This window comes from Mycolicibacterium parafortuitum, assembly GCF_010725485.1.
Lineage (GTDB): Bacteria > Actinomycetota > Actinomycetes > Mycobacteriales > Mycobacteriaceae > Mycobacterium.
Genome location: NZ_AP022598.1, coordinates 2,177,461 through 2,204,084, shown reverse-complemented (window position 1 = coordinate 2,204,084; position 26,624 = coordinate 2,177,461). Strand labels below are relative to the sequence as shown.

General features: G+C 66.5%; 26 protein-coding genes. 11 read left to right on the top strand and 15 right to left on the bottom strand.

The features are described from left to right. Positions 1-26: 26 nt before the first annotated feature. From ltp2 to NTM_RS10445, 6 genes are read right to left on the bottom strand one after another with little or no spacing between them, the layout of a single operon-like run. A complete protein-coding gene (ltp2, locus tag NTM_RS10470; protein WP_163766254.1) occupies positions 27-1,190 on the bottom strand; it encodes a 17-hydroxy-3-oxo-4-pregnene-20-carboxyl-CoA lyase in 1,164 nt (387 codons plus the stop codon). Continuing rightward, positions 1,187-1,591 carry a MaoC family dehydratase gene (locus tag NTM_RS10465; RefSeq protein ID WP_163766253.1) on the bottom strand — a complete coding sequence of 135 codons (405 nt, stop codon included), beginning with the start codon at positions 1,589-1,591 and terminating at the stop codon, positions 1,187-1,189. Before NTM_RS10465 ends, ltp2 begins: the two co-directional genes overlap by 4 nt. Next, complete coding sequence (locus NTM_RS10460; protein ID WP_163766252.1) at positions 1,591-2,538, bottom strand: bifunctional MaoC family dehydratase N-terminal/OB-fold nucleic acid binding domain-containing protein; 948 nt, start codon at positions 2,536-2,538, stop codon at positions 1,591-1,593. The genes NTM_RS10465 and NTM_RS10460 overlap by 1 nt, the downstream gene beginning before the upstream one ends. After that, complete coding sequence (gene fadE29, locus NTM_RS10455) at positions 2,535-3,698, bottom strand: acyl-CoA dehydrogenase FadE29 (RefSeq protein WP_163766251.1); 1,164 nt, start codon at positions 3,696-3,698, stop codon at positions 2,535-2,537. The genes NTM_RS10460 and fadE29 overlap by 4 nt, the downstream gene beginning before the upstream one ends. 1 nt (position 3,699) lies before the next feature. Beyond that, a complete protein-coding gene (locus NTM_RS10450) occupies positions 3,700-4,728 on the bottom strand; it encodes an acyl-CoA dehydrogenase family protein (RefSeq protein WP_163766250.1) in 1,029 nt (342 codons plus the stop codon). Between the two features lie 36 nt (positions 4,729-4,764). Further along, positions 4,765-6,024: a cytochrome P450 gene (locus NTM_RS10445; RefSeq protein ID WP_163766249.1), complete on the bottom strand. Its 1,260-nt coding sequence runs from the start codon at positions 6,022-6,024 to the stop codon at positions 4,765-4,767. A 121-nt stretch (positions 6,025-6,145) separates the two neighbouring features. Between NTM_RS10445 and NTM_RS10440 the strand changes: the two genes are divergently transcribed. The 5 genes from NTM_RS10440 to NTM_RS10420 are packed head-to-tail and all read left to right on the top strand — an operon-like array spanning position 6,146 to position 10,233. After that, a complete protein-coding gene (locus NTM_RS10440; RefSeq protein WP_104862510.1) occupies positions 6,146-7,309 on the top strand; it encodes a steroid 3-ketoacyl-CoA thiolase in 1,164 nt (387 codons plus the stop codon). Next, positions 7,309-7,695: a DUF8021 domain-containing protein gene (locus NTM_RS10435; RefSeq protein ID WP_104862511.1), complete on the top strand. Its 387-nt coding sequence runs from the start codon at positions 7,309-7,311 to the stop codon at positions 7,693-7,695. The genes NTM_RS10440 and NTM_RS10435 overlap by 1 nt, the downstream gene beginning before the upstream one ends. A gap of 9 nt (positions 7,696-7,704) precedes the next feature. Further along, positions 7,705-8,205, top strand: coding sequence for a nitroreductase family deazaflavin-dependent oxidoreductase (locus NTM_RS10430; RefSeq protein ID WP_104862512.1), 501 nt, complete (start codon positions 7,705-7,707; stop codon positions 8,203-8,205). Between the two features lie 58 nt (positions 8,206-8,263). Then, on the top strand, positions 8,264-9,175 hold the full coding sequence (locus NTM_RS10425) for a glycosyltransferase family 2 protein (protein ID WP_163766248.1): 912 nt from the start codon (positions 8,264-8,266) through the stop codon (positions 9,173-9,175). A gap of 26 nt (positions 9,176-9,201) precedes the next feature. After that, a complete protein-coding gene (locus tag NTM_RS10420) occupies positions 9,202-10,233 on the top strand; it encodes a cellulase family glycosylhydrolase (RefSeq protein ID WP_232079683.1) in 1,032 nt (343 codons plus the stop codon). 9 nt (positions 10,234-10,242) lie between these two features. Here NTM_RS10420 and NTM_RS10415 read toward each other — a convergent pair whose 3' ends face one another. The 3 genes from NTM_RS10415 to NTM_RS10405 are packed head-to-tail and all read right to left on the bottom strand — an operon-like array spanning position 10,243 to position 13,425. Next, positions 10,243-11,346 (bottom strand): glycosyltransferase family 4 protein, encoded by a 1,104-nt coding sequence (locus NTM_RS10415; RefSeq protein WP_163766246.1) that lies wholly within the window; start codon positions 11,344-11,346, stop codon positions 10,243-10,245. Between the two features lie 3 nt (positions 11,347-11,349). Next, complete coding sequence (locus tag NTM_RS10410; RefSeq protein ID WP_163766245.1) at positions 11,350-12,303, bottom strand: NAD-dependent epimerase/dehydratase family protein; 954 nt, start codon at positions 12,301-12,303, stop codon at positions 11,350-11,352. A 24-nt stretch (positions 12,304-12,327) separates the two neighbouring features. After that, positions 12,328-13,425, bottom strand: a complete 1,098-nt coding sequence (locus NTM_RS10405) for a glycosyltransferase family 4 protein (protein ID WP_163766244.1) — start codon at positions 13,423-13,425, stop codon at positions 12,328-12,330. Positions 13,426-13,550: 125 nt separating this feature from the next. Between NTM_RS10405 and NTM_RS10400 the strand changes: the two genes are divergently transcribed. Next, positions 13,551-14,246 carry a GAF domain-containing protein gene (locus NTM_RS10400; protein WP_163766243.1) on the top strand — a complete coding sequence of 232 codons (696 nt, stop codon included), beginning with the start codon at positions 13,551-13,553 and terminating at the stop codon, positions 14,244-14,246. Positions 14,247-14,252: 6 nt separating this feature from the next. Here NTM_RS10400 and NTM_RS10395 read toward each other — a convergent pair whose 3' ends face one another. Next, entirely contained in the window at positions 14,253-15,158 is a 906-nt protein-coding gene (locus tag NTM_RS10395; protein ID WP_163766242.1) for an SDR family oxidoreductase, read from the bottom strand. Positions 15,159-15,188: 30 nt separating this feature from the next. Further along, complete coding sequence (locus NTM_RS10390; protein WP_232079681.1) at positions 15,189-15,989, bottom strand: SDR family oxidoreductase; 801 nt, start codon at positions 15,987-15,989, stop codon at positions 15,189-15,191. A 52-nt stretch (positions 15,990-16,041) separates the two neighbouring features. On the opposite strand from NTM_RS10390, the gene echA20 reads away from it, so the two are divergent. From echA20 to NTM_RS10365, 5 genes are all read left to right on the top strand, one after another. Next, positions 16,042-16,800 (top strand): (7aS)-7a-methyl-1,5-dioxo-2,3,5,6,7,7a-hexahydro-1H-indene-carboxyl-CoA hydrolase, encoded by a 759-nt coding sequence (echA20, locus tag NTM_RS10385; protein WP_163766241.1) that lies wholly within the window; start codon positions 16,042-16,044, stop codon positions 16,798-16,800. Further along, entirely contained in the window at positions 16,797-17,684 is an 888-nt protein-coding gene (gene ipdA / locus NTM_RS10380; RefSeq protein ID WP_163766240.1) for a cholesterol ring-cleaving hydrolase subunit IpdA, read from the top strand. Before echA20 ends, ipdA begins: the two co-directional genes overlap by 4 nt. Next, complete coding sequence (ipdB, locus tag NTM_RS10375; protein WP_163766239.1) at positions 17,681-18,427, top strand: cholesterol ring-cleaving hydrolase subunit IpdB; 747 nt, start codon at positions 17,681-17,683, stop codon at positions 18,425-18,427. Before ipdA ends, ipdB begins: the two co-directional genes overlap by 4 nt. A 28-nt stretch (positions 18,428-18,455) precedes the next feature. Then, complete coding sequence (locus tag NTM_RS10370) at positions 18,456-19,526, top strand: nitronate monooxygenase (protein WP_163766238.1); 1,071 nt, start codon at positions 18,456-18,458, stop codon at positions 19,524-19,526. 66 nt (positions 19,527-19,592) lie between these two features. Next, positions 19,593-20,705: an NDMA-dependent alcohol dehydrogenase gene (locus tag NTM_RS10365; protein WP_163766237.1), complete on the top strand. Its 1,113-nt coding sequence runs from the start codon at positions 19,593-19,595 to the stop codon at positions 20,703-20,705. Between the two features lie 84 nt (positions 20,706-20,789). Here NTM_RS10365 and NTM_RS10360 read toward each other — a convergent pair whose 3' ends face one another. The 4 genes from NTM_RS10360 to NTM_RS10345 all read right to left on the bottom strand — a co-directional run bounded on the left by NTM_RS10360 (position 20,790) and on the right by NTM_RS10345 (position 26,353). Continuing rightward, positions 20,790-22,565, bottom strand: coding sequence for an alpha/beta hydrolase family protein (locus NTM_RS10360; protein WP_163766236.1), 1,776 nt, complete (start codon positions 22,563-22,565; stop codon positions 20,790-20,792). A gap of 86 nt (positions 22,566-22,651) precedes the next feature. After that, positions 22,652-23,803, bottom strand: a complete 1,152-nt coding sequence (fadA6, locus tag NTM_RS10355; protein WP_163766235.1) for a steroid 3-ketoacyl-CoA thiolase FadA6 — start codon at positions 23,801-23,803, stop codon at positions 22,652-22,654. Then, positions 23,796-24,395, bottom strand: coding sequence for a TetR family transcriptional regulator KstR2 (gene kstR2, locus NTM_RS10350; RefSeq protein WP_163766234.1), 600 nt, complete (start codon positions 24,393-24,395; stop codon positions 23,796-23,798). Before kstR2 ends, fadA6 begins: the two co-directional genes overlap by 8 nt. Positions 24,396-24,469: 74 nt before the next feature. Further along, positions 24,470-26,353, bottom strand: coding sequence for a carbohydrate-binding protein (locus NTM_RS10345; RefSeq protein WP_163766233.1), 1,884 nt, complete (start codon positions 26,351-26,353; stop codon positions 24,470-24,472). Positions 26,354-26,624: the final 271 nt, after the last annotated feature.

The following is a 26,624-nucleotide window of genomic DNA, read 5'->3' as shown; positions in this document are numbered from 1 at the left end:
TAACCGGCCGCGTCTGGGATCGGGCGTCAGCCCAGGATCAGGCCCGACGTCGGCACACCCGTTCCCGCGGTGACGAGCACGTGCTCGACGTCGGGAACCTGATTCACCGACGTCCCCCGTAGCTGGCGGACTCCCTCGGCAATTCCGTTCATCCCGTGGATGTATGCCTCGCCGAGTTGGCCACCGTGGGTGTTGATGGGAAGTCTGCCGCCGACCTCGATCGCGCCGCCGGCGATGAAATCCTTGGCCTCGCCCTTGCCGCAGAAACCGAGCTCTTCCAGCTGGATCAACGTGTACGGCGTGAAGTGGTCGTACAGGACCGCGGTCTGGATGTCGCTCGGGGTGAGTCCGGACTGCCGCCACAGCTGCCGGCCGACGAGGCCCATCTCGGGCAGGCCGAGTTCCTCGCGGTAATACGAGTACATCGTGAACTGGTCGGCGCCCGCGGCCTGCGCCGCTGCCTCGATGGTCACCGGCCGGTGCTTGAGATCCTTGGCACGTTCGGGCGTGGTCACCACGATCGCGACCCCACCGTCGGTCTCCTGGCAGCAGTCCAGCAGCCGGAGCGGTTCGGCGATCCACCGGGAGTTCTGATGGTCTTCGATGGTGATGGGCTTACCGTAGAAGTGCGCCTTCGGGTTGGTGGCGGCGTGCTTGCGGTCGGCCACCGAGATGACCCCGAAATCGGCACTGGTGGCGCCGAACTCGTGCATGTACCGGCGCGCAATCATCGCCACCGACGCCGCGGGGGTGCTGAGCCCGTGCGGATAGGACCAGCTGTACTCGACTCCGCGCGAATCCGCGTTCACCGTCAGACCGGTCATCACCTGGCCGAACCGATGCTCGGAGCGTTCGTTGAACGCGCGGTACGCGACGACCACCTCGGCCACACCGGTGGCCACCGCGATCGCGGCCTGCTGGACCGTCGCCGCGGCGGCGCCTCCGCCGTAACCGATCTGGCTGAAGAACTTCAGGTCCCCGATCCCGGTCGACCGCGCGACGGCGGTCTCCAGGTTCGAGTCCATGGTGAAGGTGACCAGACCGTCGACGTCCTGCGGAGACAGACCTGCGTCATCGAGCGCGTCGAGAACCGCCTCGGCCGCCAGCCGCAGTTCGCTGCGGCCAGAGTTCTTCGAGAAGTCGGTGGCGCCGATTCCGGCGATCGCCGCCTTGCCGGACAGGCCGGTCATGAGTCTGCCCCCAAAGTGAGTGTGGCCGTGGCGATGACGTGACTGCCGAGGCTGTTGGCACCGACCACCTTGACGGTGGCGACGCCGCCCTCGACGGCGGTGACCTCCCCGGTGAAGGTGATGGTGTCGTAGGCATACCACGGCACACCGAGACGCAGCCCGATCGACTTGATCCGCGCCGTGGGACCCGCCCAGTCGGTCAGATAGCGCTGCACCAGACCGGTGTCGGTGAGGATGTTGACGAAGATGTCCTTCGATCCCTTGGCCTGCGCCTTGTCTCGGTCGTGGTGAACGTCCTGATAGTCGCGGGTGGCGATCGCCGTCGAGACGATGAACGTCGGGTCGCCGTAGATCTTCAGCTCCGGCAGGACGGTGCCGACTTCCAGTGCGGGGGCGCTCATCAGGCCGGCTCCCAGGCGTACAGCGTCCACGCGGGGCTGACGTCGCTGTCGGGGAAATCGATATACGTTGCGCGCACCGGCATTCCGATCTTGACGGACGCCGGATCGACGCCCCGGAGTTCACCGAGCATCCGGACGCCTTCCTCCAGTTCGACGAGAGCGATCACAAACGGCAGAGAGCGTCCCGGCACCTGCGGAGCGTGGTGGACGACGTAGCTGAACACCGTGCCGTTGCCGCTCGCGACGACGTAGTCGGTGGTCTCGTCCTTCGCCTTCCACAGCGCGGGCACCGGCGGATGTTGCAGACTGCCGTCGGGCCGCTTCTGGATACGCAACTCGTGGGCGTTGACGCCCTCCCAGAAGAACCTGGTGTCCTTCGACGACGCCGGACGCATCAGCTTGTCCGGGTCCAGATCCTCGGGAACCGCAGGCTTGTCGTCGGCCCGTGGTTTGAACTTCATGATGCGCCAGTTCATCTCGGCGACCGATTCACCACCGGCCGCCGTCCAGGTGATCAGCTGGTTGATGAAAAAGCCCTCGCCGAGCGCCGTCTGCTTGGGTCCCACCACATCGGTGATCTCCGCGTGGATGGTCAACTCTTCGCCGGGCTGCAGGTACCGGTGATAGGTCTGCTCACAGTTGGTCGCGACCACTCCGACATATCCGGCCTCGTCGAAGAGGTTCATCATCTTCGACAGCGGATCGTCGTCGGCGCGGCCCTGACCCAGCCCACCCATCGTCCACACCTGGATCATCGCCGGCGGCGCGACGATGCCGGGATGGCCGGCGTTCTTGGCCGCGGCCTCGTCGACGTAGATCGGATTCTTGTCCCCGATGGCGTCGACCCAGTGGTGGATCATCGGCTGGTTCACCGGGTCTCGGCCGTCGCGCGGTTCGCTCTTGCCCGCCGCCTTGATCTGGTCGATACCGGTCTGCAGATCGCTCACCTGGGAACCCTCGGGACCCTGAGCCCGCTCGCCGCGATCATCTCGCGCATCACCTCGTTCACCCCGCCGCCGAACGTGATGACCAGGTTGCGCTTGGTCATCTTGTCCAGCCAGTCCAGCAGCTCGGCGGTTTCGGAGTCGGCCGGGTTGCCATGGCGTCCGACGATCTCCTCGGCGAGCCTGCCGACCTCTTGGATGCGTTCGGTGGAAAAGACTTTCGTGGCCGCGGCGTCAGCGACGGCGATGGTCTCACCCGATGCGGCCACCTGCCAGTTCAGCAACTCGTTCACCCGCCAGATCGCTTTGATCTGGCCGAGCAGCCGCTGCACGTCCTCGTGCTCGATCGGCGTCACCCCGTCCGAGCCCGGCTTCGACGCCCACGCATGCACCTGGTCGTAGATGCCGGCCACCCGACCAGCCGGTCCGAGACCCACCCGCTCGTGGTTGAGCTGGGTGGTGATCAGTTTCCAGCCACCGTTCTCCTCGCCGACGAGCATGTCGGCGGGCACGTGGACGTCGTTGTAGTACGACGCGTTGGTGTGGTGAGCGCCGTCGGACAGGATGATCGGCGTCCACGAGTAGCCAGGATCTTTGGTGTCGACGATCAGGATCGAAATACCTTTGTGCTTGGCGGCTTCCGGATCCGTACGGCAGGCCAGCCAGATGTAGTCGGCGTCGTGCGCGCCGGTCGTCCACATCTTCTGGCCGTTCACGATGTACTCGTCGCCCTGTTTGACGGCCGTGGTCCGCAGCGACGCGAGGTCCGTACCGGCCTCGGGCTCGGAGTAACCGATCGCGAAATGGATGTCGCCCGAAAGGATCCCGGGCAGGAACTTCTTCTTCTGCGCCTCGGTGCCGTAGACCTGCAGCGTCGGACCGACCGTCTGCAGCGTTACCAGCGGGAGCGGCACGTCGGCGCGGTTGGCCTCGTTGACGAAGATCTGCTGCTCGACCGGACCGAAGCCGAGGCCGCCGTACTCCTTCGGCCAGCCCACGCCGAGCTTTCCGTCGGACCCCATCCGCTTGATCACGGCGCGGTAGGCCTCATTGTGGCGGTCGGTCGCCATCGCCTCGGCTTCGTCGGGCGTGATCAGAGTCGAAAAGTACTCGCGCAGCTCGGATTGCAGACGACGCTGCTCCGGCGTCAGTTCGATGTACACGTTATCTCCCGTCGCTTCGCTCACCCAGGCCGGCGCCCACCAGATCCAGCCGGTGCGAAGGGCCGCCGAGCAACCTCGTCACGTCCTTGATCGACGAGTAGTAGCGGTCCATCGGGTAGGTGATGTCCATGCCCATGCCGCCGTGCAGGTGGTGGCACAGTCGCATCGCCGGCGGCGCCTGCGAGGTCAACCAGTACCCGAGGATGGCCAGATCCTCGTCGGCGTCCAGCCCCTCGGACAGCCTCCACACCACCGAGTTCGACACCAGATCGATTGTCCGCGAAGCGATGTAGACCTCCGACAGCTGCGCCGCCACAGTCTGGAACGTCGACAGCGGACGTCCGAACTGCTCACGGTTGGCGACGTAGTCGGCGGTCAGGCGCAGCGCGCCGGCCACCAGCCCGGCCGCGAAAGCCCCGGTCACCGCCAGCACGAGCTGGTTGACGCGCGCCGCCGTCGCGCCCTGCAGCACGTCGGTGTCGGCGACGGCGACGTCGTCGAACGTCACCACGTACTCGTCGGAGCCGTTGGCCGCCGGGGTTTTGCTCACGGTCAACCCGTCGGCATTGCCGGCCACCACCACGACACCTGCGTCGGCGGTGACGAGGATCCAGTCCGCCTGCTCCGCATAGCCGACACCGATCTTGGTGCCGTTGAGCCTGCCCTCGGCAAAACTGACCGCGGGCTGGGCCGGCAGCTGGTCACCGGGCTCGTTGAGCGCCAGTGACAGCACCGAGCCCTTCGCGACGCCGGCCAGGAAGCGGTCCTGCTGCTCGTCGGAAGCAAGATCAAGCAGGATGGCGGTGGCACCCAGGGTGACCAGCGCGGGGCTGATCGTCCCGTGCCTGCCGATCTCGGTGAGCGCCGTCGCGATCTCGGTGAGCCCGACCCCGTCTCCGCCGAGCCGCTCCGGCACCCCGAGCGCGGCCACCCCGCCGGAAACAAGGGCGTCCCAGCTGTTCTCACGCTCGAGCACCGACGTCACCACATCGGCGACAGCCTGCTGCCCCTCGTCTGGACTGAAATCCACCCGACTCCTCCTTGAGTCTTCGAGCCTGTCAGCGCGTCAGTGCTGAACCGGGCACTTGCCGGTGTAGTCGACCTGCCAATGCTTGATGCCGTTGAGCCACCCGGACTTCAGCCGCTCGGGCTCGCCGATCGGCTTCAGGTCGGGCATCGCGTCGGCGATCGCGTTGAAGATCAGGTTGATCGTCATCTTGGCGAGGTTGGCACCGATGCAGTAATGCGCACCGGTACCACCGAAACCGACGTGCGGGTTCGGGTTACGCGTGATGTCGAAGCTGTGCGGGTTGTCGAAGACCTCTTCGTCGAAGTTGGCCGAGCGGTAGGACATCACCACGCGCTCGCCCTTCTTGATCTTCACGCCGCCCAGTTCGGTGTCCTCCAGGGCGGTGCGCTGGAACGCCGACACCGGGGTGGCCCAGCGGACGATCTCGTCGGCCGCGGTCTCCGGGCGCTCCTTCTTGTACAGCTCCCACTGCTCAGGGTTCTGCGAGAACGCGATCATGCCGTGCGTGATCGAGTTGCGGGTGGTCTCGTTGCCGGCCACCGCGAGCATCACGACGAAGAAGCCGAACTCGTCGTCGGAGAGCTTCTCGCCGTCGATGTCGGCCTCGATCAGCTTGGTGACGATGTCCTCGGTCGGGTTCTTCGCCCGCTCCTCGGCCATCTTCATCGCGTAGGTGATCAGTTCGAACGACGACATCGCCGGGTCGACGTCGGCGTACTCCGGATCCTCACCGGCGGTCATCTCGTTGGACCAGCGGAACAGCTTGTCGCGGTCGTCCTGAGGGACGCCCAACAGCTCGGCGATCGCCTGCAGCGGCAGTTCGCAGGAGACCTGCTCGACGAAGTCGCCGGACCCGGCGGCCGCGGCGGTCTCGGCGATCTTGCGGGCGCGGGCCCGCAGTTCGTCCTCCAGCCGGCCGACCGCACGCGGGGTGAAACCGCGGGAGATGATCTTACGCAGCCGCGTGTGCTGCGGGGCGTCCATGTTCAGCAGCACGGCCTTCTGTAGATCAATGGCATCGCGCGTCATATCCTGCGGCCACACCGGGATGGCGCCGTCCGGCGAGCTACCGAAGATGTCGTTGCGCTTGGACACCTCTTTGACGTCGGCGTGCTTGGTGACAAGCCAGTAGCCCTTGTCCCCGAACCCGCCCGTACCGCCGGGCACGTCGACCCAGTGGATAGGCTCCGACTTACGCAGCTCCGCCAGTTCCTCGACAGGCAGGCGTTCGAGGTTCAGGGTCGCGTCGAGGAAGTCGAACTCGGGCGAAACGGGACAGGAATTCGTGCCTGACATAGGTATGGGCTCCTCAAATGCAACGTGTTCTAGTGCCAGTAAAACATGCCTCCACCGCAGATGAAAGGCACGCAGGCAACGCTGCTTGTCAGACTAATGGAACGTGTTCTAGCCTGACGCAATGGGTAACCCTGTCATCGTCGAAGCCACCCGCAGCCCCATCGGTAAGCGCAACGGCTGGCTCTCCGGACTGCACGCGACGGAACTCCTGGGCGCGGTGCAGAAGGCGCTCGTGGAGAAGGCCGGGATCGACGCCGGCGACGTGGAGCAGATCATCGGCGGCTGCGTCACCCAGTACGGCGAGCAGTCCAACAACATCACCCGGGTCGGCTGGCTGACCGCCGGGCTGCCCGAGCACGTCGGCGCGACCACGATCGACTGCCAGTGCGGCAGCGCCCAGCAAGCCAACCATCTGGTGAACGGCCTGATCGCCACCGGCGCCATCGACATCGGCATCGCGTGCGGCATCGAGGCGATGAGCCGCGTCGGCCTGGGCGCCAACGCGGGGCCGGACCGCGGCCTGATCCGCGCCTCCTCGTGGGACATCGACATGCCGAACCAGTTCGAGGCGGCCGAGCGGATCGCCAAGCGGCGCGGCATCACCCGTGCCGATCTCGACGCGTTCGGGCTGGCCTCACAGACCAAGGCCAAGCAGGCGTGGGCCGAGGGTCGCTTCGACCGCGAGATCTCGCCGATCTCCGCGCCGGTACTCGACGAGAACAAGCGCCCCACCGACGAGTGGGCACCGGTCACCCGCGACCAGGGTCTGCGCGACACCACGGCCGAAGGCCTGGCGTCGCTGAAGCCCGTGATGGAGGGCGCCATCCACACCGCGGGCACCTCATCGCAGATCTCCGATGGGGCGGCCGCGGTGCTGTGGATGGACGAGGACAAGGCCAAGGCGCTGGGACTGAAGCCGCGCGCCCGCATCGTCGCGCAGGCCAACGTCGGCGCCGAGACCTACTACCACCTCGACGGGCCGGTGCAGTCGACCGCGAAGGTGCTGGAGAAGGCCGGGATGAAGCTCGGCGACATCGACCTGGTCGAGATCAACGAGGCGTTCGCCTCCGTCGTGCTGTCGTGGGCGCAGGTGCACGGCGCCGACATGGACAAGGTCAACGTCAACGGCGGCGCGATCGCACTCGGACACCCGGTGGGTTCCACCGGCGCCCGGCTGATCACCACCGCGCTGCACGAACTGGAGCGCACCGGCAAGGGCACCGCGCTGATCACGATGTGCGCCGGTGGCGCGCTTTCAACCGGCACCATCATCGAGCGGATCTAGTGCCCATACCGGATCAGGACCGCATCGCCGCGGCGCAGAGCTACATCAGCGCACTGGCCAGCCATCGCGCCGACGACGTGCCGTTCGCACCGGGCTGCACCCGCGTCGAGGTCGGCCTCAAGACCGGGTTCTCGGGAGAGCACCTGCGCCGCAGCCTCAACCGCGGGCTGCAGTACAAGGTGATCAAGTCGGTCACGACCCCGGAGTTCACCGTGGACGGCGACACCGTGCGGGCGCGGTTCGAGCTGTCGACCAAGCCCTCGCTGGCCGGCCGCAGCGTCGGCGCACGCATCGACGAGACGTTCCTGATCCCGGCTGACGATCCGTCCGGACGGGCGCAGATCCACCACATCAACGCCTCGATCCGCCCGTTCCTGAGCCGATAGGATCCCGCCATGGTCGAAGCGCCCAAGCCACTGAGTCCCAAGCAGGTCGAGAGCCTCAACTCGAAGGCGGTCGGCACCGGCATCAAGTGGATGTCGAAGTTCAACACCTGGGCCTACAAGGCGACCGGTGGCCGGCTCGGCTACAAGTGGCGCGGCGGCTCCAACCGGTTCAGCGCGCCACCTCCGGTGGGCATCCTGACCACCATCGGGCGCAAGTCCGGTGAGCCGCGGGACAGCCCGCTGCTGTTCCTGCGGGAGGGCAACCGCATCGTTCTCGTCGCCTCGCAGGGCGGCCGGGCCACGAACCCGATGTGGTACCTGAACATCCAGGCCAACCCGAACGTGACGTTCCAGGTCAAGAACGAGAAGCTGACGCTTGTGGCGCGCGACGCGACCGACGCCGAACGTGACGAGTACTGGCCCAAGCTCGACGCGATGTACCCGGACTTCATCAATTACCGGACCTACACCGACCGCAAGATCCCGATCCTGATCTGCGACCCGGCCTGACGTCCGTGGCCGCCGGTTCCCACCGGCCGCCGGCAAACCGTCGTCTAGGCTCTCGGGCATGGGCCAGACCGATGGTGGGCCGCCGGACCAGGATCGCGTCAGGATCGGCGTCGCCGTCACGACGGTCGGCCGATGGGGACCACTGCGCGAACTGCTCGGCGATCTCGCCGCCCAGACGCTGCGCCCATCTGCCGTGGCGATCGCGCACCACGACGAGGCCGACAACCCCGAGCTCGACGAGTTGGTCGCGTCCTTCTCCGGCTCGCTGGATATCCGGACCGTCGTCAGTCCCCGTGGAATCTCCAACGGGCGCAACGCCGCGGCCGCGGCGCTGAGCGATGATGTCGACTGGCTCTGGTTTCCCAACGACACAACCCGTATCGAGCCAGACACTCTCACGCGGCTGTCGCAGCACTGCGTCGCTCCGACGACCGCGGTCGCGGCCCAACTCGTGGACACCGAAGGTCCGAGAAACCCTCTCCCCCCGCCCGGTTCGACGCTGACCCGGCGGAATGTATGGGGTGCGATGGAGCCCGCGACACTGTTCGAGCGCATCGCATTCGAGGCCGCAGGCGGTTGGAACACCACGCTGGGCTCCGGGGCCGATACGCCCTGGCAGTCCGGCGAGGGACCCGATCTGCTGCTGCGGATGGCCGAGCACGACGGCTTCGCGATCACCTGGGTCCCCGACATCGCGATCCGGGCCCAGACCGAGTTCGCCCACCTTCCCCCGCACGAGCGCCGGCGTAAGCAGCGCGGCTACGGACGCGGGCACGGGTACGTGTTGCGGCTGTGGCACTATCCGCTGTGGTACAAGGCCGCCAATCTCGTTGCCGCAGCGCTGATGCCACTACGCAAACCGGAGAAGTTCGGCCCAGGAGAGGCTTTCGCGCTACTGGTGGGCCGGACCGAGGGCGTACTGGGACGACCTTTCACCCGCACGACCGACCACCGGGCGATTCTGCGATGACACGGATAGGGCGACGGCTGGCACTCGTGCTCATCATCTGCTTCGCGGCCACGTCGTGCCAAGCGCCGGAACCGCAGAAGCATGCTGAGATCGGCATGGTCCTCCATTACCGAGGAGTTGACGACACCATCCTGGGTCGGCAGTTCGACCTGATGGAAGCCATGGATGCCGATTGGGTCCGTATCGACCTGGACTGGTCAGCCATCGAAAGCGAACGCGGCCGATACGACTGGGCAGTCACCGACAAGCTGGTCGATCAGGCTGAGGCTCACGGTATCAATGTGCTTGGCGTCATTGCCTTTACACCGGACTGGGCACGCTCCTCGACGGAAAGTTCGCCGGAGAACCGCCGCCACCAGCGGCCGGACCGGTTGTCCGACTATGCCGAGTTCACCCGCATGGTCGTGCAACGCTACGCACCGAGAGGGGTTCACAGCTGGGAGGTATGGAACGAACCCAACACCGGCAAGTTCTGGCCGCCGGTGCAGGACGCCGACGAGTACGGTGAGTTGTTCCGCCAGGCCGCCGACGCGATCCGTGACGTCGATCCTGACGCGACCGTGTTGATCGGCGGCCTCACCACCCAACCCGACGCGCCGGATCCCGGCCTTTCTCCGACGGAGTTCCTCGAGCTTCTCTACGACAACGGCACAGCTCAACTCTCGGACGGAGTCGCCGCGCATCCGTACAGCTACCCCGCCCTGCCCCTGGACCCCAGCCAGCAGAGGTTAGGCGGATTCAGCGATCTTCCCGCGCTGCACGACGTGATGAACGCCCACGGCGACGGCGGAAAAAAGATCTGGATCACCGAGTTCGGGGCACCTACCGGGTCTTCTGACCGCGCCCTATCCGAGGAAGATCAAGCGACGACGCTCTTCCAGGCACGCGGGCAACTCGACCAGTGGGCGTGGGCGGGGCCGCTGATCTACTACGAACTCGTCGACGGCGGGACGGATCTCGCTGATCCCGAGCAGAATTTCGGCGTACTCCGGGAAGACCTCGCTCCGAAAGCGGCGGCGATAGAACTTCTGCTCGCCGCGTCGCGCAAGGACGATTGACGCAGTCCGCTAACCGATCTCGTCGGCGACCGCTCGCGCGGCCGCGCTGAAGTCGATGCTCGATTGTCGCGCAGTGACATGCTGCCATCCGCGTTCAGCGAGTGCGGCGGTTGCCCCCGCGTCTCCGCAGTAGGTCCGGAGCAGCCTGGCGAGTCCATGCCGATCCCTGGGATCGAAGTAATCGGCACCGGGGCCGCAGGTTTCGCGTAACGAGGGGATGTCCGAGGCCAGCACCGCCGTGTGCGAGGCCATCGCCTCGATGGGAGGCAGACCTGCGCCTTCGTGCAGGGACGGCATCACGAGCAGGTCGGCGCCCGACACCAACGATCGCAACACCTCGAAATCGAGACGGCCCATCACCACCACCCGCTCGCCCATCTGTGCGGCCAGCTCCGTGACCCGTTGGTCCCCGCCGCGCAGCGCCTCCCCGCTGCCGGCGATCACCAGTTTGTGCGGGACGTCATCGCGGATCTCCCCGAAGGCTTCTATCAGCACGGGAAGGTTCTTGTGCCACTTCGCGTTCCCGACATAGAGGATGTACCGTCCCGCAACGGGAGCGAGGGCTGGGTCGGCCGGGCGGAACCAGTCCTCGGCGACCGGGATCGGGGTGACACAGGTTCGCGCTGTCGGCGCGACCTCCTTCAGCGTGTCGACTGTCGCCTGCGAGGGCGTGAAGATCATCCGGCTCCGGCGCGCATCGAGTTCGAGCATGGCACGGGCGTAGTACTTCCGCACAGCGCTCATACCGCTGATCTGTTTGTCCTCCACGTGCATCGTGTCGTGCACGGTCACAAACAACGACATCTTCCGGTGCACGGGGCGCAGTACGGTCAGCGGGAACGGGTAGTGCGGAACCCAGAAGCTACGCGGCCTCACCGACCGCAGCACCTGATCCCAGAGTCGTTGCTCGGCCAGCGAATACATCGCCGATGCGCCGCGCTCGACCACCACCGTGGTGCTTTCGCGCAGCGTCGGCGCGGTGTGTTCGCCGACCAGTACGCCCAGCGACCGACCGCGCTGCGCGAATGTCTGCTCCAGTTCAGGGAGCAGCAGCTCGATGTACGTCCCGATCCCGCTCTGCCGGATGTGGCGGGCGTCGAACAGGAGATCCATCGGTTAGGTCAGTCGTCCTTCCAACTGGGGCAAGAAGTCGGGGTTATCCCACATCCGCCGGAGCGTCTCGTCGAGCTGGTGTTGGGGACTCCAGCCGAAGATATCGCGAATCCTGGTGATGTCGGCGCCGAGGAAGGGGCGATCGACCGCGCGCATACGGCGTTCGTCCTGGCGTACCTCGAACTCCAAACCGAGCACCGACCGCATCCTGTCGACGATCTCGCTGACCGAATACTGTTGCCCACCACCGAGGTTGACGATCTCGTACCCTCCCGGCTCTGGCGCGGACCCGAGTGCTGCCGCGGCGAAGCCACTTGCGGCGTCGAGTACGTCGATGTAGTCACGCTTCGGCCAGATGTTGCCGAGCGCGATGCTGTCCGGGTTGTCCCGTAACTGGGCAACGATCGCGGGCAACAGGTGAGGGTTGGTCTCGCCCGGGCCGATGACGTTGAACAGCCGCACGATCACCCCTGCCAGGCCGCGACTTTCGGCGAGCATGCGAAGGTAGACCTCGCCCTGGAGTTTGGTGTGCCCGTAGATGTCGACCGGCTCCACGGCGGACTCCAGCTCGCGGTGATCGGCCTCATCGGGCCGGTACACGGCGCCACTGCTCGCGAACACGAAACGGGTGCCGGGAGCGCAGGCGGCCAGCAGGTTGACCGTTCCCGTGACGTTGGTGGCGACGGCGTTGGCGGGATCGCTGTCACATTCGGGGATGTAATGGATCGCCGCGAGGTGCACGATGACGTCCGGGGCGACGTCCTCGACCAGGGCACGGGTCGCAGCTGCGTCCCGGATGTCGATCCGCCGGAAGGAGAATCCGTCCAACTCGCCCTGCAGCCAGTCTGGGGTGCCGTAGCGCAGCAGGTCCGCGACCAGCACATCGGCGCGCTCCTTGAGGGCGCGAACCAACTGCTTGCCGACAAAGCCGGCACCGCCCGTGACCATCACCCGCATGGACTGTCCCCCATCCGTCGACTGCTAAATGCGTCCCGCGACTGCGGACGCCTGCTCTTCCAGTGTTTCGGCGACATGAGCCCAATCCAGTGATTGCGCACCGTTGAGCCCCGCCTGCGAGAAACCTTCCCAGTTCTCGGCCGCCGCCAGAAGCGCTTCGGCGAAATCGACCGGCTCGGTCCCACACACGACCCCGCATCCGTACTGGCGGACCACATCGCGGGCACCGTTCTCCGCGAAGTCGGCGGTCACCACGGGCAGTCCACTGGCCATGGCCTCGGCGATCACCCGAGGGAAACCCTCGCGACGGCTGGGCATTCCGAGCACAGCAGCGCGGGACAACAGATCGATCTTTTGGTCCTCGTCCACCGAGCCGAGCACGTGGATGCGCGAGGAGAGCTTCGACCTACGTGCACAGTCGTCGATCTCGTCCCGCGAGGGGCCGTTACCCGCGATCACCAGATCGCCGGCGAATCCACGGCCCGCGGCGATCTCGAAGGCGTCGATGAGCAACGGCAGGTTCTTGTGCGGCGCCAGCCGCCCGACGTAGAGCACACCCGAGCGGTCCTGGCGCGTCACCGACCGGTATCGCGAAGCGACGATCCCGCTGGGAAGCACACCGCAATCACGTTGCGACTGTTGGCGTATCGCCGCAGCGACCGCTTCGCTGACGGCGAAGTTCATCCCGACCACTTTAGGTAGCTGCGCCTGCAGCACCCGCAACAGCCGGTCCTCCCGGATCTCGCACCAGTGGATGGCGCTGCGTGCGCGCACCTCCTTGGGGAGCGCCGGGATGTGCAGCAGCGGCCATTGGTTCATCAAGAAGAAGTCGTGCTCTTCATCGATGGCCATCCGGCGGACGTCGGCACTGAACTTGACGATGTCCGACCAGTCCCGCCGCAGGGCGGAGATCCGCGGCTTCATATAGCGACCCCGGTTTGTATGCCGATGGACTCTGACACCGTTGAGCATCTCGTCGGTCGGCAACCCCGGCTCATGTCCGATGCAATGAACGTCGACCTGGTGGCCGCGGCGCACCATCGCCTCGGCCAACTCTTGGAAGAACACCTCCTGGCCACCGACGTGCGGGAAATACACCTCGGTCAGGAACGCAAACTTCATCGGCATCCTTCACCTGAAATCGAGCCCCGATCCTACCCGGGCGGCCCACGACGCTGAGGCCCTTTGCCGGTCGCCGCAATCGACTTTCCGCCGCACGCACATCGTCCAATCGTTATGGTTTCGGTGTGATCCCCCTCGCCGGTTTCGACGACTGGCTCCACAGCGCGCTGGCAGATCAGGCCGGCAAAGCGGGGCAATCGGTCGATGCATATGTAGCCCAAGCCGTCGCAGCCCGACTGATGGACGACGTCACGCGTCGACACGGCGACACCGGAGATTTGCTCGCCCACCTCACCGGTGCCGGTATCGCCGTCCCCGGGTACGCCAACGCCCCCGATCCTGTCGTCGCCGATCCCGAGCGTTTGCGGGCACTTCATGCGACAGGATTGCTCGACGCGCCACGGGAAGTCGCCTACGACCGGATCGCGGATATGGCCGCCACCGCACTGGCCACACCCGGTGCCGCCGTGACGTTGGTGGATCGCGATCGACAGTTTTTCGTCGCGCTGCACGGGGCCGCCGGGAATTCCCCCGAAGAGCGGCAGACCTCGCTGGACCGTTCGGTGTGCCGGTACGCGGTCGCCACAGGGGAGCCGCTGGTGATCACCGACGCCCGCATCGACCCGGTACTGAAGGACAACCCCGCGGTCACCGACGGCACCGTCGTCGCCTATCTCGGTATCCCGTTGATCGATACCCATGAGCATGCGATCGGCACGCTGTGCGTCTGGGACACCCACCCGCGTGAATGGACCTCAGGTCACGTCAACACGTTGCGCGATCTCGCCCAGCTGGCGAGCAATCGCATCTTCAGCGCGTAGCGCCGATCAGGCGCCGTACACCGGCACCGGGGTGCGCGCCTTCGCGAGCAGATCACTGACGACGGGCCCCAGTTCGGCCGGGTCCCACCGCGCACCCTTGTCGATCTCCGGGCCGTGGGCCCATCCTTCGGCGACCCGGATCTTGCCGCCTTCGACCTCGAACATCTTGCCGGTGACATCGCGGGACTCGACGCTGCCGAGCCACACCACCAACGGCGAGATGTTCTCGGGCGCCATCGCGTCGAACTCCCGGTCCTGGGTGGCCATCATGTCCGCGAACACCGTCTCGGTCATGCGCGTGCGCGCAGACGGCGCGATCGCGTTGACGCTGACGCCGTAGCGACCCATCTCTGCCGCGGCCACCAGCGTCAGCGCCGCGATCCCAGCCTTGGCGGCGCTGTAGTTGGCCTGCCCGACGCTGCCCTGCAGGCCGGCACCGGAACTGGTGTTGATGATCCGCGCGTCGACGGTCTCGCCGGCCTTGGACTTGGCCCGCCAGTACGCCGCGGCGTGCTTCATCGTCGCGAAGTGCCCCTTGAGGTGCACGGCGATCACCGCGTCGAACTCGTCCTCGCTGGTGTTGGCGAACATCCGGTCACGGACGATGCCTGCGTTGTTCACCAGCACGTCGAGTCCGCCGAAGGAGTCCACCGCGGTCTGGATGAGACCCTCGGCCTGCGCCCAGTCGGCGACGTTGGCGCCACTGGTCACGGCCTCTCCCCCGGCGGCGACGATCTCGTCGACCACCGCCTGCGCGGCACTACCGCCGCCGGCGGGCGAACCGTCGAGTCCGACACCGATGTCGTTGACCACGACACGGGCTCCCTCGGCGGCGAACGCCAGCGCGTGCGCGCGCCCGATTCCGCCACCGGCACCCGTCACGATGACCACGCGGCCGTCCAGCAGTCCCATCCCTAAAACTCCTTCGTTCGGAAGTCGCCGTTACTTGGCGATGTCGGCAGTGGTGGTCGACAGATAGTGCGGCGGCTCTCCTCCGCCGTGCACCTCCAGCGACGCACCGCTGATGTAAGAAGCCACATCTGAGACCAGAAATGCTGCGGCCCAGCCGATGTCATCGGGCCGGGCGAGGCGGCCCAGTGGCACGTTCTTCGAGATCGCGGCGATCGACTCGGCGTCACCGTAGAACAGTTCGGACTGTTCGGTCTCCACCATGCCCACCACCACCGAGTTGACCCGGACCTTCGGCGCCCATTCGACGGCGAGGGTCGACGTCATACTCTCCATACCGGCCTTCGCCGCACCGTAGGCGACGGTGCCGGGGGTGGGCCTTCTGCCGCTGACACTGGTGATGTTCACGATCGAGCCGCCCGCCGCCTGCTTCTGCATCACGGCGTTGGCGTGGACGGAAACCGACAGCGCGCCAAGAAGATTCAATTCGACGATCTTGGTGCTGAACTTCGCGGAGGCTTCGGCCGCGGGCACATACGGAGACCCGCCCGCGTTGTTGACCACGATGTCGAGGTGGCCGTGGTCGGCCGCGATCCCGTCGATGAGCACCTTGACGGCGTCGTCGTCGCGGATGTCGCACGGGCGGAACTCGTACGGCGAACCCTCGACGGGGCGTCGGGCACACGTCACCACCGTTGCGCCCTGCTCGGTGAGGACCTTGCTGATGCCGGCTCCGACGCCGCGCACGCCTCCCGTCACAAGGGCAACGCGTCCGGCGAGGCCGAGTGCAATGGCGCTTTGGCCGGAAACGGCCCTGTCGACGGCGTCAGTCACTGTGCTAGCGTACCAAGCAAGTGCTTGCTTAGGTAGCGACCCAGGAGTTTGCATGCCAATCACCACAAAGACCGTGGAACCGGGCATCGTCGCGGTGACCGTCGACTACCCACCGGTCAACGCCATCCCGTCCCGCGGCTGGTTCGAACTCGCCGACACCATCACCGCCGCCGGCCGCGACCGGAGCACCCATGTGGTGATCCTTCGCGCCGAGGGGCGTGGCTTCAACGCCGGTGTCGACATCAAGGAGATGCAGAACACCGACGGGTTCACCGCCCTCATCGACGCCAATCGCGGCTGCTACGAAGCCTTCCGGGCGGTCTATGAATGCGCCGTGCCGGTCGTCGCAGCGGTCAACGGGTTCTGCGTCGGCGGCGGGATCGGCCTCGTCGGCAACTCTGATGTGATCGTCGCGTCCGACGACGCGAAGTTCGGCCTGCCCGAGGTGGAGCGCGGCGCTCTCGGCGCCGCCACGCACCTTTCCCGACTGGTCCCGCAGCACATGATGCGCCGACTGTTCTTCACCGCGGCCACGGTGAGCGCCGAGACGCTGCACCACTTCGGCTCGGTTCACGAGGTGGTGCCGCGCGCCGACCTCGACGAGGCCGCACTGCGCGTCGCCCGCGACATCGCCTCGAAGGACACCCGGGTGATCCGCGCCGCCAAGGAAGCGCTGAACTTCATCGACGTCCAACCGGTGACCGCGAGATACCGCATGGAGCAGGGCTTTACGTTCGAGCTCAACCTCGCGGGTGTCTCTGACGAGCACCGCGACGCATTCGCAGGCACGGACAAGGGATCCAAGAAGTGACAGACAAGAGGACGACCCTCGACGAGGCGGTCGCCGCGATCGAAAGCGGTATGACCATCGGGATCGGCGGCTGGGGCTCACGGCGCAAGCCGATGGCGTTCATCCGCGCGCTGCTGCGCACCGACGTCACCGACCTGACCGTCGTCGCCTACGGCGGACCGGATCTCGGCCTGCTGTGTTCGGCAGGCAAGGTCAAGCGGGCCTACTACGGTTTCGTGTCGCTCGACTCGCCACCGTTCTACGACCCGTGGTTTTCGAAAGCACGCACCTCGGGCGCGATCGAGGCCAGGGAGATGGACGAGGGCATGCTGCGCTGCGGGCTGCAGGCGGCCGCCCAGCGGCTGCCGTTCCTGCCGATCCGCGCCGGTCTGGGCAGCGACGTGCGCGCGTTCTGGGGCGACGAACTCAAGACCGTGAAGTCTCCCTACCCCACTGGTGACGGCTACGAGGAACTCGTCGCGATGCCCGCGCTGAACCTCGACGTCGCATTGGTGCACCTGAATCTCGGTGACGCACAGGGAAATGCCGCGTACACTGGCATCGATCCGTACTTCGACGACCTGTTCCTGATGTCCGCGCAGAAGCGCCTGCTGTCGGTGGAAAAGGTGGTGTCGACCGAGGAACTGGTCAAATCCGTTCCACCCCAAGCTTTGTTGGTCAACCGGATGATGGTCGACACCGTCGTCGAAGCCCCCAACGGCGCTCACTTCACCACCGCCGAACCCGACTACCGCCGCGACGAGAAGTTCCAGCGCCACTACGCCGAGGCGGCCGGCTCCGACGAGACCTGGGCCGAGTTCGTCAAGACCTATCTGTCGGGCAGCGAAGCCGATTACCAAGCGGCGGTGCGCAAGTTCGCAGAGGCACAGAAGGAGTCGAAGTGATGACCACAACGCGTGCCGAGATCTGCGCCGTCGCCTGTGCTGAACTCTTCCGCGACGCCGGTGAGATCATGGTCAGTCCGATGACGACGATCGTGTCGGTCGGCGCCCGGTTGGCGCGGTTGACGTTCTCGCCCGACATCGTGCTCTCCGACGGGGAGGCCAGACTGATCGCGGATACCCCGGCCATCGGGGCGGCAGCCGCGATCGAGGGCTGGATGCCGTTCGGGCGGGTGTTCGAAACCCTGGCGTGGGGTCGCAGGCATGTCGTGATGGGCGCCAACCAGATCGATCGCTATGGAAACCAGAACCTGTCGGCATTCGGTCCGTTGCAGCATCCGACCCGGCAGATGTTCGGCGTCCGCGGCGCACCCGGCAACACGATCAACCACCGGACCAGCTACTGGGTGGGCAACCACTCCAAGCGGGTGTTCGGCGATTCCGTGGACATCGTCTCCGGAATCGGCTGGGACAAAGTCGATCCCGACAACCCGGCCTACCGGTTCACCGACGTCTACCGCGTGGTGACCAACCTCGGCGTCTTCGATTTCAACGGACCCGACCACCAGATGCGCGCGGTCTCGCTGCACCCAGGCGTCGAGGCGCAACAGGTCGTCGAGAACACCTCGTTCGAGGTGCACGGCCTCGACGAGGCGGAGACCACCCGCCTGCCGTCGGCCGAGGAGCAACGGCTGCTGCGCGAGGTCATCGACCCGAAGTCCCTGCGGGACAAGGAAGTCAAGTGATGAGCGCTTGCGCGAAGAGCAAAGTGCTATGAGCACGCTGAAGACGCCGCTGACCGAGCTGGTCGGTATCGAACATCCTGTCGTCCAGACGGGCATGGGGTGGGTCGCCGGGGCGCGGCTCGTCGCCGCGACCTCCAATGCCGGCGGGCTGGGCATCCTGGCCTCGGCGACGATGACGCTCGCGGAACTCACCACCGCCGTCGCGAAGGTGAAAGCCGCGACCGACAAGCCGTTCGGCATCAACATCCGCGCGGACGCCGGCGACGCGAACGAGCGCGTCGACCTTCTGATCCGCGAAGGCGTCAAGGTCGCGTCGTTCGCACTTGCCCCCAAGCCCGACCTCATCGCCAAGCTCAAAGACGCCGGCGTCGTGGTCATTCCGTCGGTCGGGCTGGCCAAGCACGCCAAAAAGGTCGCCGGCTGGGGCGCTGACGCGGTGATCGTGCAGGGCGGCGAGGGCGGCGGCCATACCGGCCCGATCGCGACCACGCTGTTGCTGCCGTCGGTGCTCGACGCCGTGGCCGACACCGGGATGCCGGTGGTCGCGGCGGGCGGATTCTTCGACGGCAGGGGCCTTGCGGCCGCGCTGTCCTACGGCGCCGCCGGCGTCGCGATGGGCACCCGGTTCCTGCTCACCAAGGACTCCACCGTCCCTGACGCGGTCAAGCACCGCTATCTGGAGGCGGCGCTGGACGGCACCGTGGTGTCGACGAAGGTGGACGGCATGCCACACCGGGTGCTGCGGACCGGGCTGGTCGAGAAGCTGGAGGGCGGCTCACCGGTGCGAGGGCTCGCAGCCGCCGTCGTCAACGCGCAGAAGTTCAAGAAGATGTCCGGCATGTCGTGGAAATCCATGATCACCGACGGCATGGCGATGCGGCACGGCAAGGACCTGACCTGGTCACAGGTGATCATGGCGGCGAACACGCCGATGCTGCTCAAAGCCGGCCTGGTCGAGGGCAACACCGATGCGGGCGTACTGGCGTCGGGCCAGGTGGCAGGCATCATCGACGACCTGCCGACCTGCGCCGAACTGGTTCCGGCCATCGTCACCGAGGCGATCGAACACCTGCAGAAGGCGTCCGGGTTCATCTGCTGAGCACGTTCTCGGCGCCCGTCGCGCGATTCCGCCTTGCGCGGGCGCGCACCTTCCTACACTCGCCGCATGAAGACCAACGCGGCGATTCTGTGGGAGTACGGGGGCGACTGGACGGTCGAGGAGATCGATCTCGATCCGCCGGGCGACGGCGAGGTGCTGGTGTCCTGGGAGGCCACCGGTCTGTGCCATTCCGACGAGCACATCCGCACAGGTGATCTGCCCGCGCCGCTGCCACTGATCGGCGGCCACGAAGGGGCCGGGATCGTGCGCGAGGTCGGCGCCGGCGTCGTCGGTCTGGCTCCCGGCGATCACGTCGTCGCGTCATTCCTGCCCGCCTGTGGGCGCTGTCGCTTCTGCTCGACCGGACACCAGAATCTCTGCGACCTCGGCGCGATGATCATGGCGGGCACGCAGCTCGACGGCACCTACCGCAGGCACGTCCGCGGCCAGGACGTCGGCGTGATGGCACTGGTCGGAACCTTCTCCCAGTACGGGACCGTGCCCGAAGCGTCGATCGTGAAGATCGACGACGACATCCCGCTGTCGCGGGCCTGTCTGCTGGGCTGCGGTGTCACCACCGGCTGGGGTTCAGCGGTCAACACCGCCGACGTGCAACCCGGCGACACGGTGGTGGTGATCGGCTTCGGCGGCATCGGCAGCGGCGCGGTCCAGGGCGCGCGGCTTGCCGGCGCCGAGAAGATCGTCGTGATCGAGCCCGTGGAGGCGAAGCGGCAGAAGGCATTCCAACTCGGCGCGACCCATTTCGTCACGTCCATGGCCGAGGCGACGGCCCTGGTGGGTGAACTGACCCGTGGGGTGATGGCCGATTCGGCGATCCTCACGGTGGGCCTGCTGGAGGGCGCGATGCTCGAGGATGCCGCCAACATCATCCGCAAGGGCGGCGCGGTCGTCATGACGGCGCTGTCCACGATGGCCGACAATCAGCCCACGCTCGGGATGATGATGTTCACGCTGTTCCAGAAGCGGTTGCTCGGCAGCTTGTACGGCGAGGCCAATCCGCGCGCGGACATCCCCCGGCTGCTGTCGCTCTACCGCGAGGGCAAGCTGCTGCTCGACGAGACCGTCACCCACGAGTACAAGCTGGCCGAGGTCAACGAGGGCTACGAGGACATGCGCGAGGGCCGCAACATCCGCGGCGTCATCCTGCACGACCATTGATCAACCCCGCCGAAATTGCGTTCCAGAAGTTGGAGTTCGAGTGGACGCCTGCTGGAATGCAATTTCGGCGGTCAGGGATCAGGGTCATGGCCGGAACAGGATTCCGTCGTCGGACGCGGTCTTGAGCAGCTGCTGGATCGTCAGCTCCCCGTAACCGGTGTGGACCGGTCCGCGTGAGGTGCCGAGGAAGAGCACCATGCCCGGGTCGGGAACGACGTCCAGGTGATAGGCCTGCACTCCGGGCAGGTGGTACTGGAAGAAGTTGACCAGGAAGTCCACCATGAAGATCGCGCTGCCGATCAGGCCCTTCCCCCACAGCGCCGACGCGTTGTACAGCGGTGTCATCGCGGCGGGATCGCCGATCATCACGATCGGGCCGTAGTGTGGTTTGGAACCGCCGCCGGGCACGTAGGCCGGCATGAACGGCTGCAGTCCCGGTAGATCGGTGGCCATGTACGGCGCGGTGCTGCCGTAGGTGCCGATGTTGACGAACAGTGAATCCGCGCCGTTGCCAGGGGTTCTGGTGTTGATGCCCGGCGCCTCGAACCCGATGCCTGCCAGACCGAGCTGCTGGGCCACGAACTGGGCTTCCCAGCCGCCGAGCGAGTGACCCGTCACGAACACGTTGTCCGCGGTATACCCCTGCAGAGCCGCTTCGACGAGCACGCGGTCGGCGAAGCGCAGGGCGTCGTAGAACGCCGGCGGCGTCGTGCGGGTGAAGATCACCTGGATGTCCGCCAGTATTTGGCTGATCGTGATCAACGGGTTGAACAACAGGTGCGACCCGCCGGTGGTGCCCTGGTAGGCGATGATCACCTGCCCCTCGGGAGTGACCCATGTCTTGGCCACCATACCGGTGAACAGGTTGGTCTTCGACAGCTGAAATCCGTTGACCGTGAACGGGACAAGACCGCCCGGGGTACCGCCGAGCACATAGGCTGCGGCGGAGGCGTTGAGGAACTGGGCGACCGTCGGCGACAGGGACGAGGTCGGCCCGTCGTAGGTCAGGGTGGGCACCTCGGGCACCACCACCGGACGGTGCAATCCGATCAGCCGCTCCAGTTCCCGGAACGCGCCGAAGATCAGGTCGTTGATCGGTCCGAGACCGTTGGGGACAGGCGGGTGGCTCGCGGACGCGGTGAATCCCAGCGCCTGCAATACGGCATTGATCAGCCGCCCCGGTAGCTCCAGCAGTTGCGCGATCGGGGACAGCGGCTGCGGCGGGCTCGGCGTCGTGACTTCGACCGGCGCGACGGTGCTGACGGCGGCCGGCGCCGCGGTCACTGCGTCGGCGTATGCGCGATACGGCTTTGCCGGGACGAGCGACGAAACCACCGGCGTCGCCCGGGTTTCCGGTGCGGCGACGGTTGCGTCCGTGTTCTCCGGCACGACGCTGTCCGGCACAAGGCTGCCGGCGTCGGACCCGTCGGCCTCCACCTCGGCTTCGACCTCGGCGGAATCGGCCCCGACCTCGGTGGGATCGGCCCCGTCGACCTCGGTGGGATCGGCCTCGGTGTCGTCCGGGTCGACAACGACCACACCGGATGACGAGTCCGAGGGGGCGGCGACGTCGTCGTCATCGCGCGGCGGCTCGGAGCCGCCGCCCGATGGCGTCGTGGTGTCGGGGTCCGCGCCGGACTTACGCGACGGCGGCTTCTTCGGTCCGCTGCGCTCGGCCGAGTCGTCGCCGGACGTGCTCGCCGCCGACGTCGCGGTCGCCGAGCCGGACCCGGTGGGATCGGCGAAGGCCACACCGTGGCCCGGCACGACGACGAGGGCGATCGAGACGGCCGTCGCCGCGATGCCGCAGCTCAGCGACCTGATCTTCCGACGTTCTTCGACCGGCACAACACCCTCCATCTGACAACGTGCGATGTCAGATGGACATTAGCCAACCTAGGGCGTCTACGACTCCGTTTTGATCAAATGCGCTTGTCCGCTTGGCGTCAGGACAGTCGCTCGATGATCGTGACGTTTGCGGTGCCTCCGCCTTCGCACATCGTCTGCAGGCCGTAGCGGCCGCCGGTGCGCTCCAGCGTGTTGAGCATCGTGGCAAACAACTTGGCGCCCGTCGCTCCGAGTGGGTGCCCCAGCGCGATCGCGCCGCCGTTGGGGTTGACCTTCTCCGGATCCGCCTTCGTCTCTTTCAGCCACGCCTGCACGACCGGGGCGAACGCCTCGTTGATCTCGACGGTGTCGATGTCCTCGATCGACAGGCCCGTCTTCTCCAGTGCGTAGTGCGTCGCAGGGATCGGTCCGGTGAGCATGAACACCGGGTCCGCGCCGCGGGCGCTGATGTGGTGGATGCGGGCACGGGGTTTGAGCCCGTGCTCCTGCACCGCTTTTTCCGAGGCGAGCAGCACCGCGCTGGCGCCGTCGGAGATCTGGCTCGCCATCGCCGCGGTCAGGCGGCCGCCCTCGACCAGGGTCTTGAGGCCGGCCATCTTTTCCAGCGAGGTGTCGCGCGGCCCCTCATCGGTGACGAATCCGTCCACCGGGATGATCTCGTTCTCGAAGTAGCCGGCCCGGATGGCCGCCTGGGCGCGCTGATGGCTGGTCAGCGCGAACTGCTCCATCTCCTCGCGAGACAGGTTCCACTTCTCGGCGATCATCTCGGAACCGCGGAACTGGGAGATCTCCTGGTCACCGTAACGGTGCAGCCAATGCTTGGATTCATTTGTCGGAGAGGTGAATCCGAACTGTTCGGCGACCGTCATGGCCGAACTGATCGGGATCTGGCTCATGTTCTGCATACCGCCGGCGACGATCAGGTCAGCGGTTCCGGACATGATCGCCTGCGCACCGAACGAGATGGCCTGCTGGCTGGATCCGCACTGACGATCGACCGTGACGCCGGGGACCTCTTCCGGGAATCCGGCCGCGAGCCACGACAGGCGGGCGATGTTGCCGGCCTGCGGGCCGATCGCATCGACGCAGCCGGCGATGACGTCGTCGACGGCGCCCGGGTCGACGTCGTTGCGCTCGAACAGCCCGCGCCAGGCCGTGGCGCCCAGGTCGACCGGGTGCACACCGGCAAGCGATCCATTGCGCTTGCCGACGGCGGTGCGTACAGCATCGATGACGTACGCCTCAGGCATATTTCGATCCTTCCGTTATGCCACCCAGAACGATGGCGAGGTACTGCCTGCCGACCTCTTCGGCCGACAGAGGCCCGCCCGGTTGGTACCAGCGGACCGAAACCCATGTGGTGTCGCGGATGAAGCGGTAGACGAGGTCGACGTCGAGGTCGGGCCGGAAGCTTCCCTCGGCCACCCCCTGCTTGAGCACGTCGACCCACATCCGACGCTGCTCGCGGTTGCGATCGTCGAGAAATCCGAACTGCGGCAGGGGGTTGAGCCGCTTGGCTTCGTCCTGGTAGATCACCACCTGGGCGTGCCGGTGTTCGATCGCCTCGAACGAGACCATGAAGAGCCCCTTGACGCGCTCCAGCGGGTCGCTCGTCGACGCGACGATCTCGTCGTACCGCGTGAACAGCCAGTCGAGGAAGTCCTTGAGGACTTCCTCGACCATCTGCTCTTTGGATTTGAAGTGGTGATAGAGGCTGCCGGACAGGATTCCCGCCGAGTCCGCGATATCGCGCACGGTCGTCGCGCGCAGGCCGCGCTCGGCGAACATCGTCGCGGCGAGCTGCAGCAGCTCGTCGCGGCGACTGGGAAGCGCCTTGTCCACCCGTCCAGAGTAGCAACCAAGCGCTTGCTAGGTAAGGCTGGCAGGCGTCTGGCGGCTTTCGCTGCGCCTCCCGCTCAGTCCGGGCCGGCGGGCAGGTTCCGCTTTGAGCGCCGGGAGGACCACATAATCGCCACCCCTGCGGCCGCGACCACGGCCACCGCAACGCCGATGCCGATCACCTTCCCCGAGACCGGGCCCGCTTCAGATCGTGGCTGCTCTGGCGCATCATCGCTTCCGGCGCGTTCGGCGAAGATCGACAGATTGGTCGGATCTCCGGCTCGGCCTGCGGCAAGCACATCGCCGAACAAAGCCGACCATTTCCCGTCCAGCCCGTCGATGTAGCCGAACAGCGGGTTCACCAGGCTCCAGTCTCCTGTGGTCGTCACCAGGACGACTGTGCGGTCCCGGGGACGGTCGGCGAACGCCTGGATCGAGCCGAGCCCGTCGGCGATACTTGCTCGCACCTCGGTCGGCAAGTCGTCGATGTCCACCTCGGCACCGTCGCCACTGATGGGTGGGTGCAGCGACGTCTGCAACAGCGCGGACGACTTGGCGATGATCAGCGCCCCGGAGTTCCCATCCGCAGCGGTCTTGACGTCAACAACCTTCGGAGTGAGTTGCGTGCTCGTGAGACTCGCGACCGCGGCCACGACACGCGCCGCGTAGACCAACTGATCCGGGCTGGTCCCGTCGAACGCGACCATGAAGCTGGGCGCGAACTCCGACGGCATCGCGCCAAAGCCGCCGAGTGGTGGGCCGCCACGCTCGACAGTCAACGTCGATCGCGGATCAGTCTGGAATGTGATCGGCGCGATCAGCGGCCCACATGGCTGGTCGGGGGTGTAGGTGATCGCGATGTCGAGGTCGACGAACTGACCGATCGCCTTGCCTGCCAGCTCGAACTGTGCGTCCAGACGGCCCGACGTGTCGAGGAGGGCACGGTGAACGACGCTTCCATCGCCGGCACGGATCACGACTGCCGCGGAGTCGTCGTCCGGAACGGGGGTGTAGTCGGCGAGCAGGTGAACCTGGACTGCATCGACGCGGCCGTTCCCCAGCGCCGACCGACCGACGCTCATCCGCAGGTTTCCTGCACGAAGCACCTCGGTCTTACCGCTGATGTTGAGTTGTTCGAATGTCCACGTGTCGCCGCCTGGCGGATCCTCGGCCACCGCCTGGTCGACACGCGCGGTGGGCACCTGCACCAACGACTGCAACTCGTCGACGAGCAGCGACACCTGGGTCGAGAGCTCGTCGCCGTCGCCGGAAACCTTCAGGTAAGCGTTGCGGCCACCTGAGTTCTCGACGCTGAGTCCCGAGGTTCCGCCCCTTTCGACGACAACTGCGCGCGCCAATTGAGGGGCTGGTGGCGGCGAAACCCCCCGCGGTTGATTCACCACCGTGACGGACAGCGGCTGAGGGATGTACAGCCTTGCGAGCGTGGACACCAGCAGCAGTACGGCCTGCTGTTCGGCGGTGTCGGCGTCGTCCGGCGCATAGATGGTCACGCGCTCAAGTACGGGTGGGAAGAAGCCGGCGATTGTGGTCACCGGGGGCTCCTCGCCGGTGAAAACCGCTTCGAGATTCGTCAACGTCAATTGCTGAAGCGGGCCGCAGTACTGCCCGTTGAATCCGCCGGGATATTGGCCGTCGACGGCGCGCAACGTCACCGAGAGATCCACCGACGACGACCGGACGCGGGCGCCCGCGATATCGACGTCGAAAGGCGTCGCGGCCTGGGCGACTCCGGCGGGCGGCACGTCGACGGTGCCGAGGAGCTTCCCGTCCGCGTCGTCGACCTCGAGGTATCCGCCGGAGATGTTCAACGGTGCCGTGATCGTGCCTCGCAGCCGGGATGGTACGAGGCCTCCCGGGACGGGCAATGCGATCCGCTGACTCGCGTTGGGGCCGAGGAACACCTCGCGGTCGATGCCGAGCGCAGTCGAACCGAGGACCACGCTCGACGGCTGTGAAGGCGCGTCGGCGGCGGGTTGCGCGTGCGCGGCACTCCCGAATAAGACCGGTCCGATCAGCAAAACCACTGCGGCCAACACACGCGCGACGCCGACGCGGGTCACGGTCGTGCTCCGGTAGGGGCATCGGCGCCTGATCGCGGCGAGTGTCCGCGCCATCGGAATCGCTGCAGGGTCGAGGACCACTCTGAACTGATCGGGTGCACTGTTCCACTTTCGGGTGTTCGCGGTTCAATACCTCAACAGGGGTCGGACT

Bases quoted from the DNA above. Each gene is read 5' to 3' on its own strand.
- ltp2 (WP_163766254.1), bottom strand. From the start codon at position 1,190: ATGACCGGCCTGTCCGGCAAGGCGGCGATCGCCGGAATCGGCGCCACC.
- NTM_RS10410 (WP_163766245.1), bottom strand. From the start codon at position 12,303: ATGCGGGTGATGGTCACGGGCGGTGCCGGCTTTGTCGGCAAGCAGTTG.
- NTM_RS10360 (WP_163766236.1), bottom strand. From the start codon at position 22,565: ATGGAGGGTGTTGTGCCGGTCGAAGAACGTCGGAAGATCAGGTCGCTG.
- NTM_RS10370 (WP_163766238.1), top strand. From the start codon at position 18,456: ATGAGCACGCTGAAGACGCCGCTGACCGAGCTGGTCGGTATCGAACAT.
- NTM_RS10405 (WP_163766244.1), bottom strand. From the start codon at position 13,425: ATGAAGTTTGCGTTCCTGACCGAGGTGTATTTCCCGCACGTCGGTGGC.
- NTM_RS10395 (WP_163766242.1), bottom strand. From the start codon at position 15,158: ATGGGACTGCTGGACGGCCGCGTGGTCATCGTGACGGGTGCCGGTGGC.
- NTM_RS10440 (WP_104862510.1), top strand. From the start codon at position 6,146: ATGGGTAACCCTGTCATCGTCGAAGCCACCCGCAGCCCCATCGGTAAG.
- NTM_RS10425 (WP_163766248.1), top strand. From the start codon at position 8,264: ATGGGCCAGACCGATGGTGGGCCGCCGGACCAGGATCGCGTCAGGATC.
- NTM_RS10465 (WP_163766253.1), bottom strand. From the start codon at position 1,591: ATGAGCGCCCCCGCACTGGAAGTCGGCACCGTCCTGCCGGAGCTGAAG.
- NTM_RS10365 (WP_163766237.1), top strand. From the start codon at position 19,593: ATGAAGACCAACGCGGCGATTCTGTGGGAGTACGGGGGCGACTGGACG.
- fadA6 (WP_163766235.1), bottom strand. From the start codon at position 23,803: ATGCCTGAGGCGTACGTCATCGATGCTGTACGCACCGCCGTCGGCAAG.
- NTM_RS10415 (WP_163766246.1), bottom strand. From the start codon at position 11,346: ATGGATCTCCTGTTCGACGCCCGCCACATCCGGCAGAGCGGGATCGGG.
- NTM_RS10430 (WP_104862512.1), top strand. From the start codon at position 7,705: ATGGTCGAAGCGCCCAAGCCACTGAGTCCCAAGCAGGTCGAGAGCCTC.
- NTM_RS10445 (WP_163766249.1), bottom strand. From the start codon at position 6,024: ATGTCAGGCACGAATTCCTGTCCCGTTTCGCCCGAGTTCGACTTCCTC.
- echA20 (WP_163766241.1), top strand. From the start codon at position 16,042: ATGCCAATCACCACAAAGACCGTGGAACCGGGCATCGTCGCGGTGACC.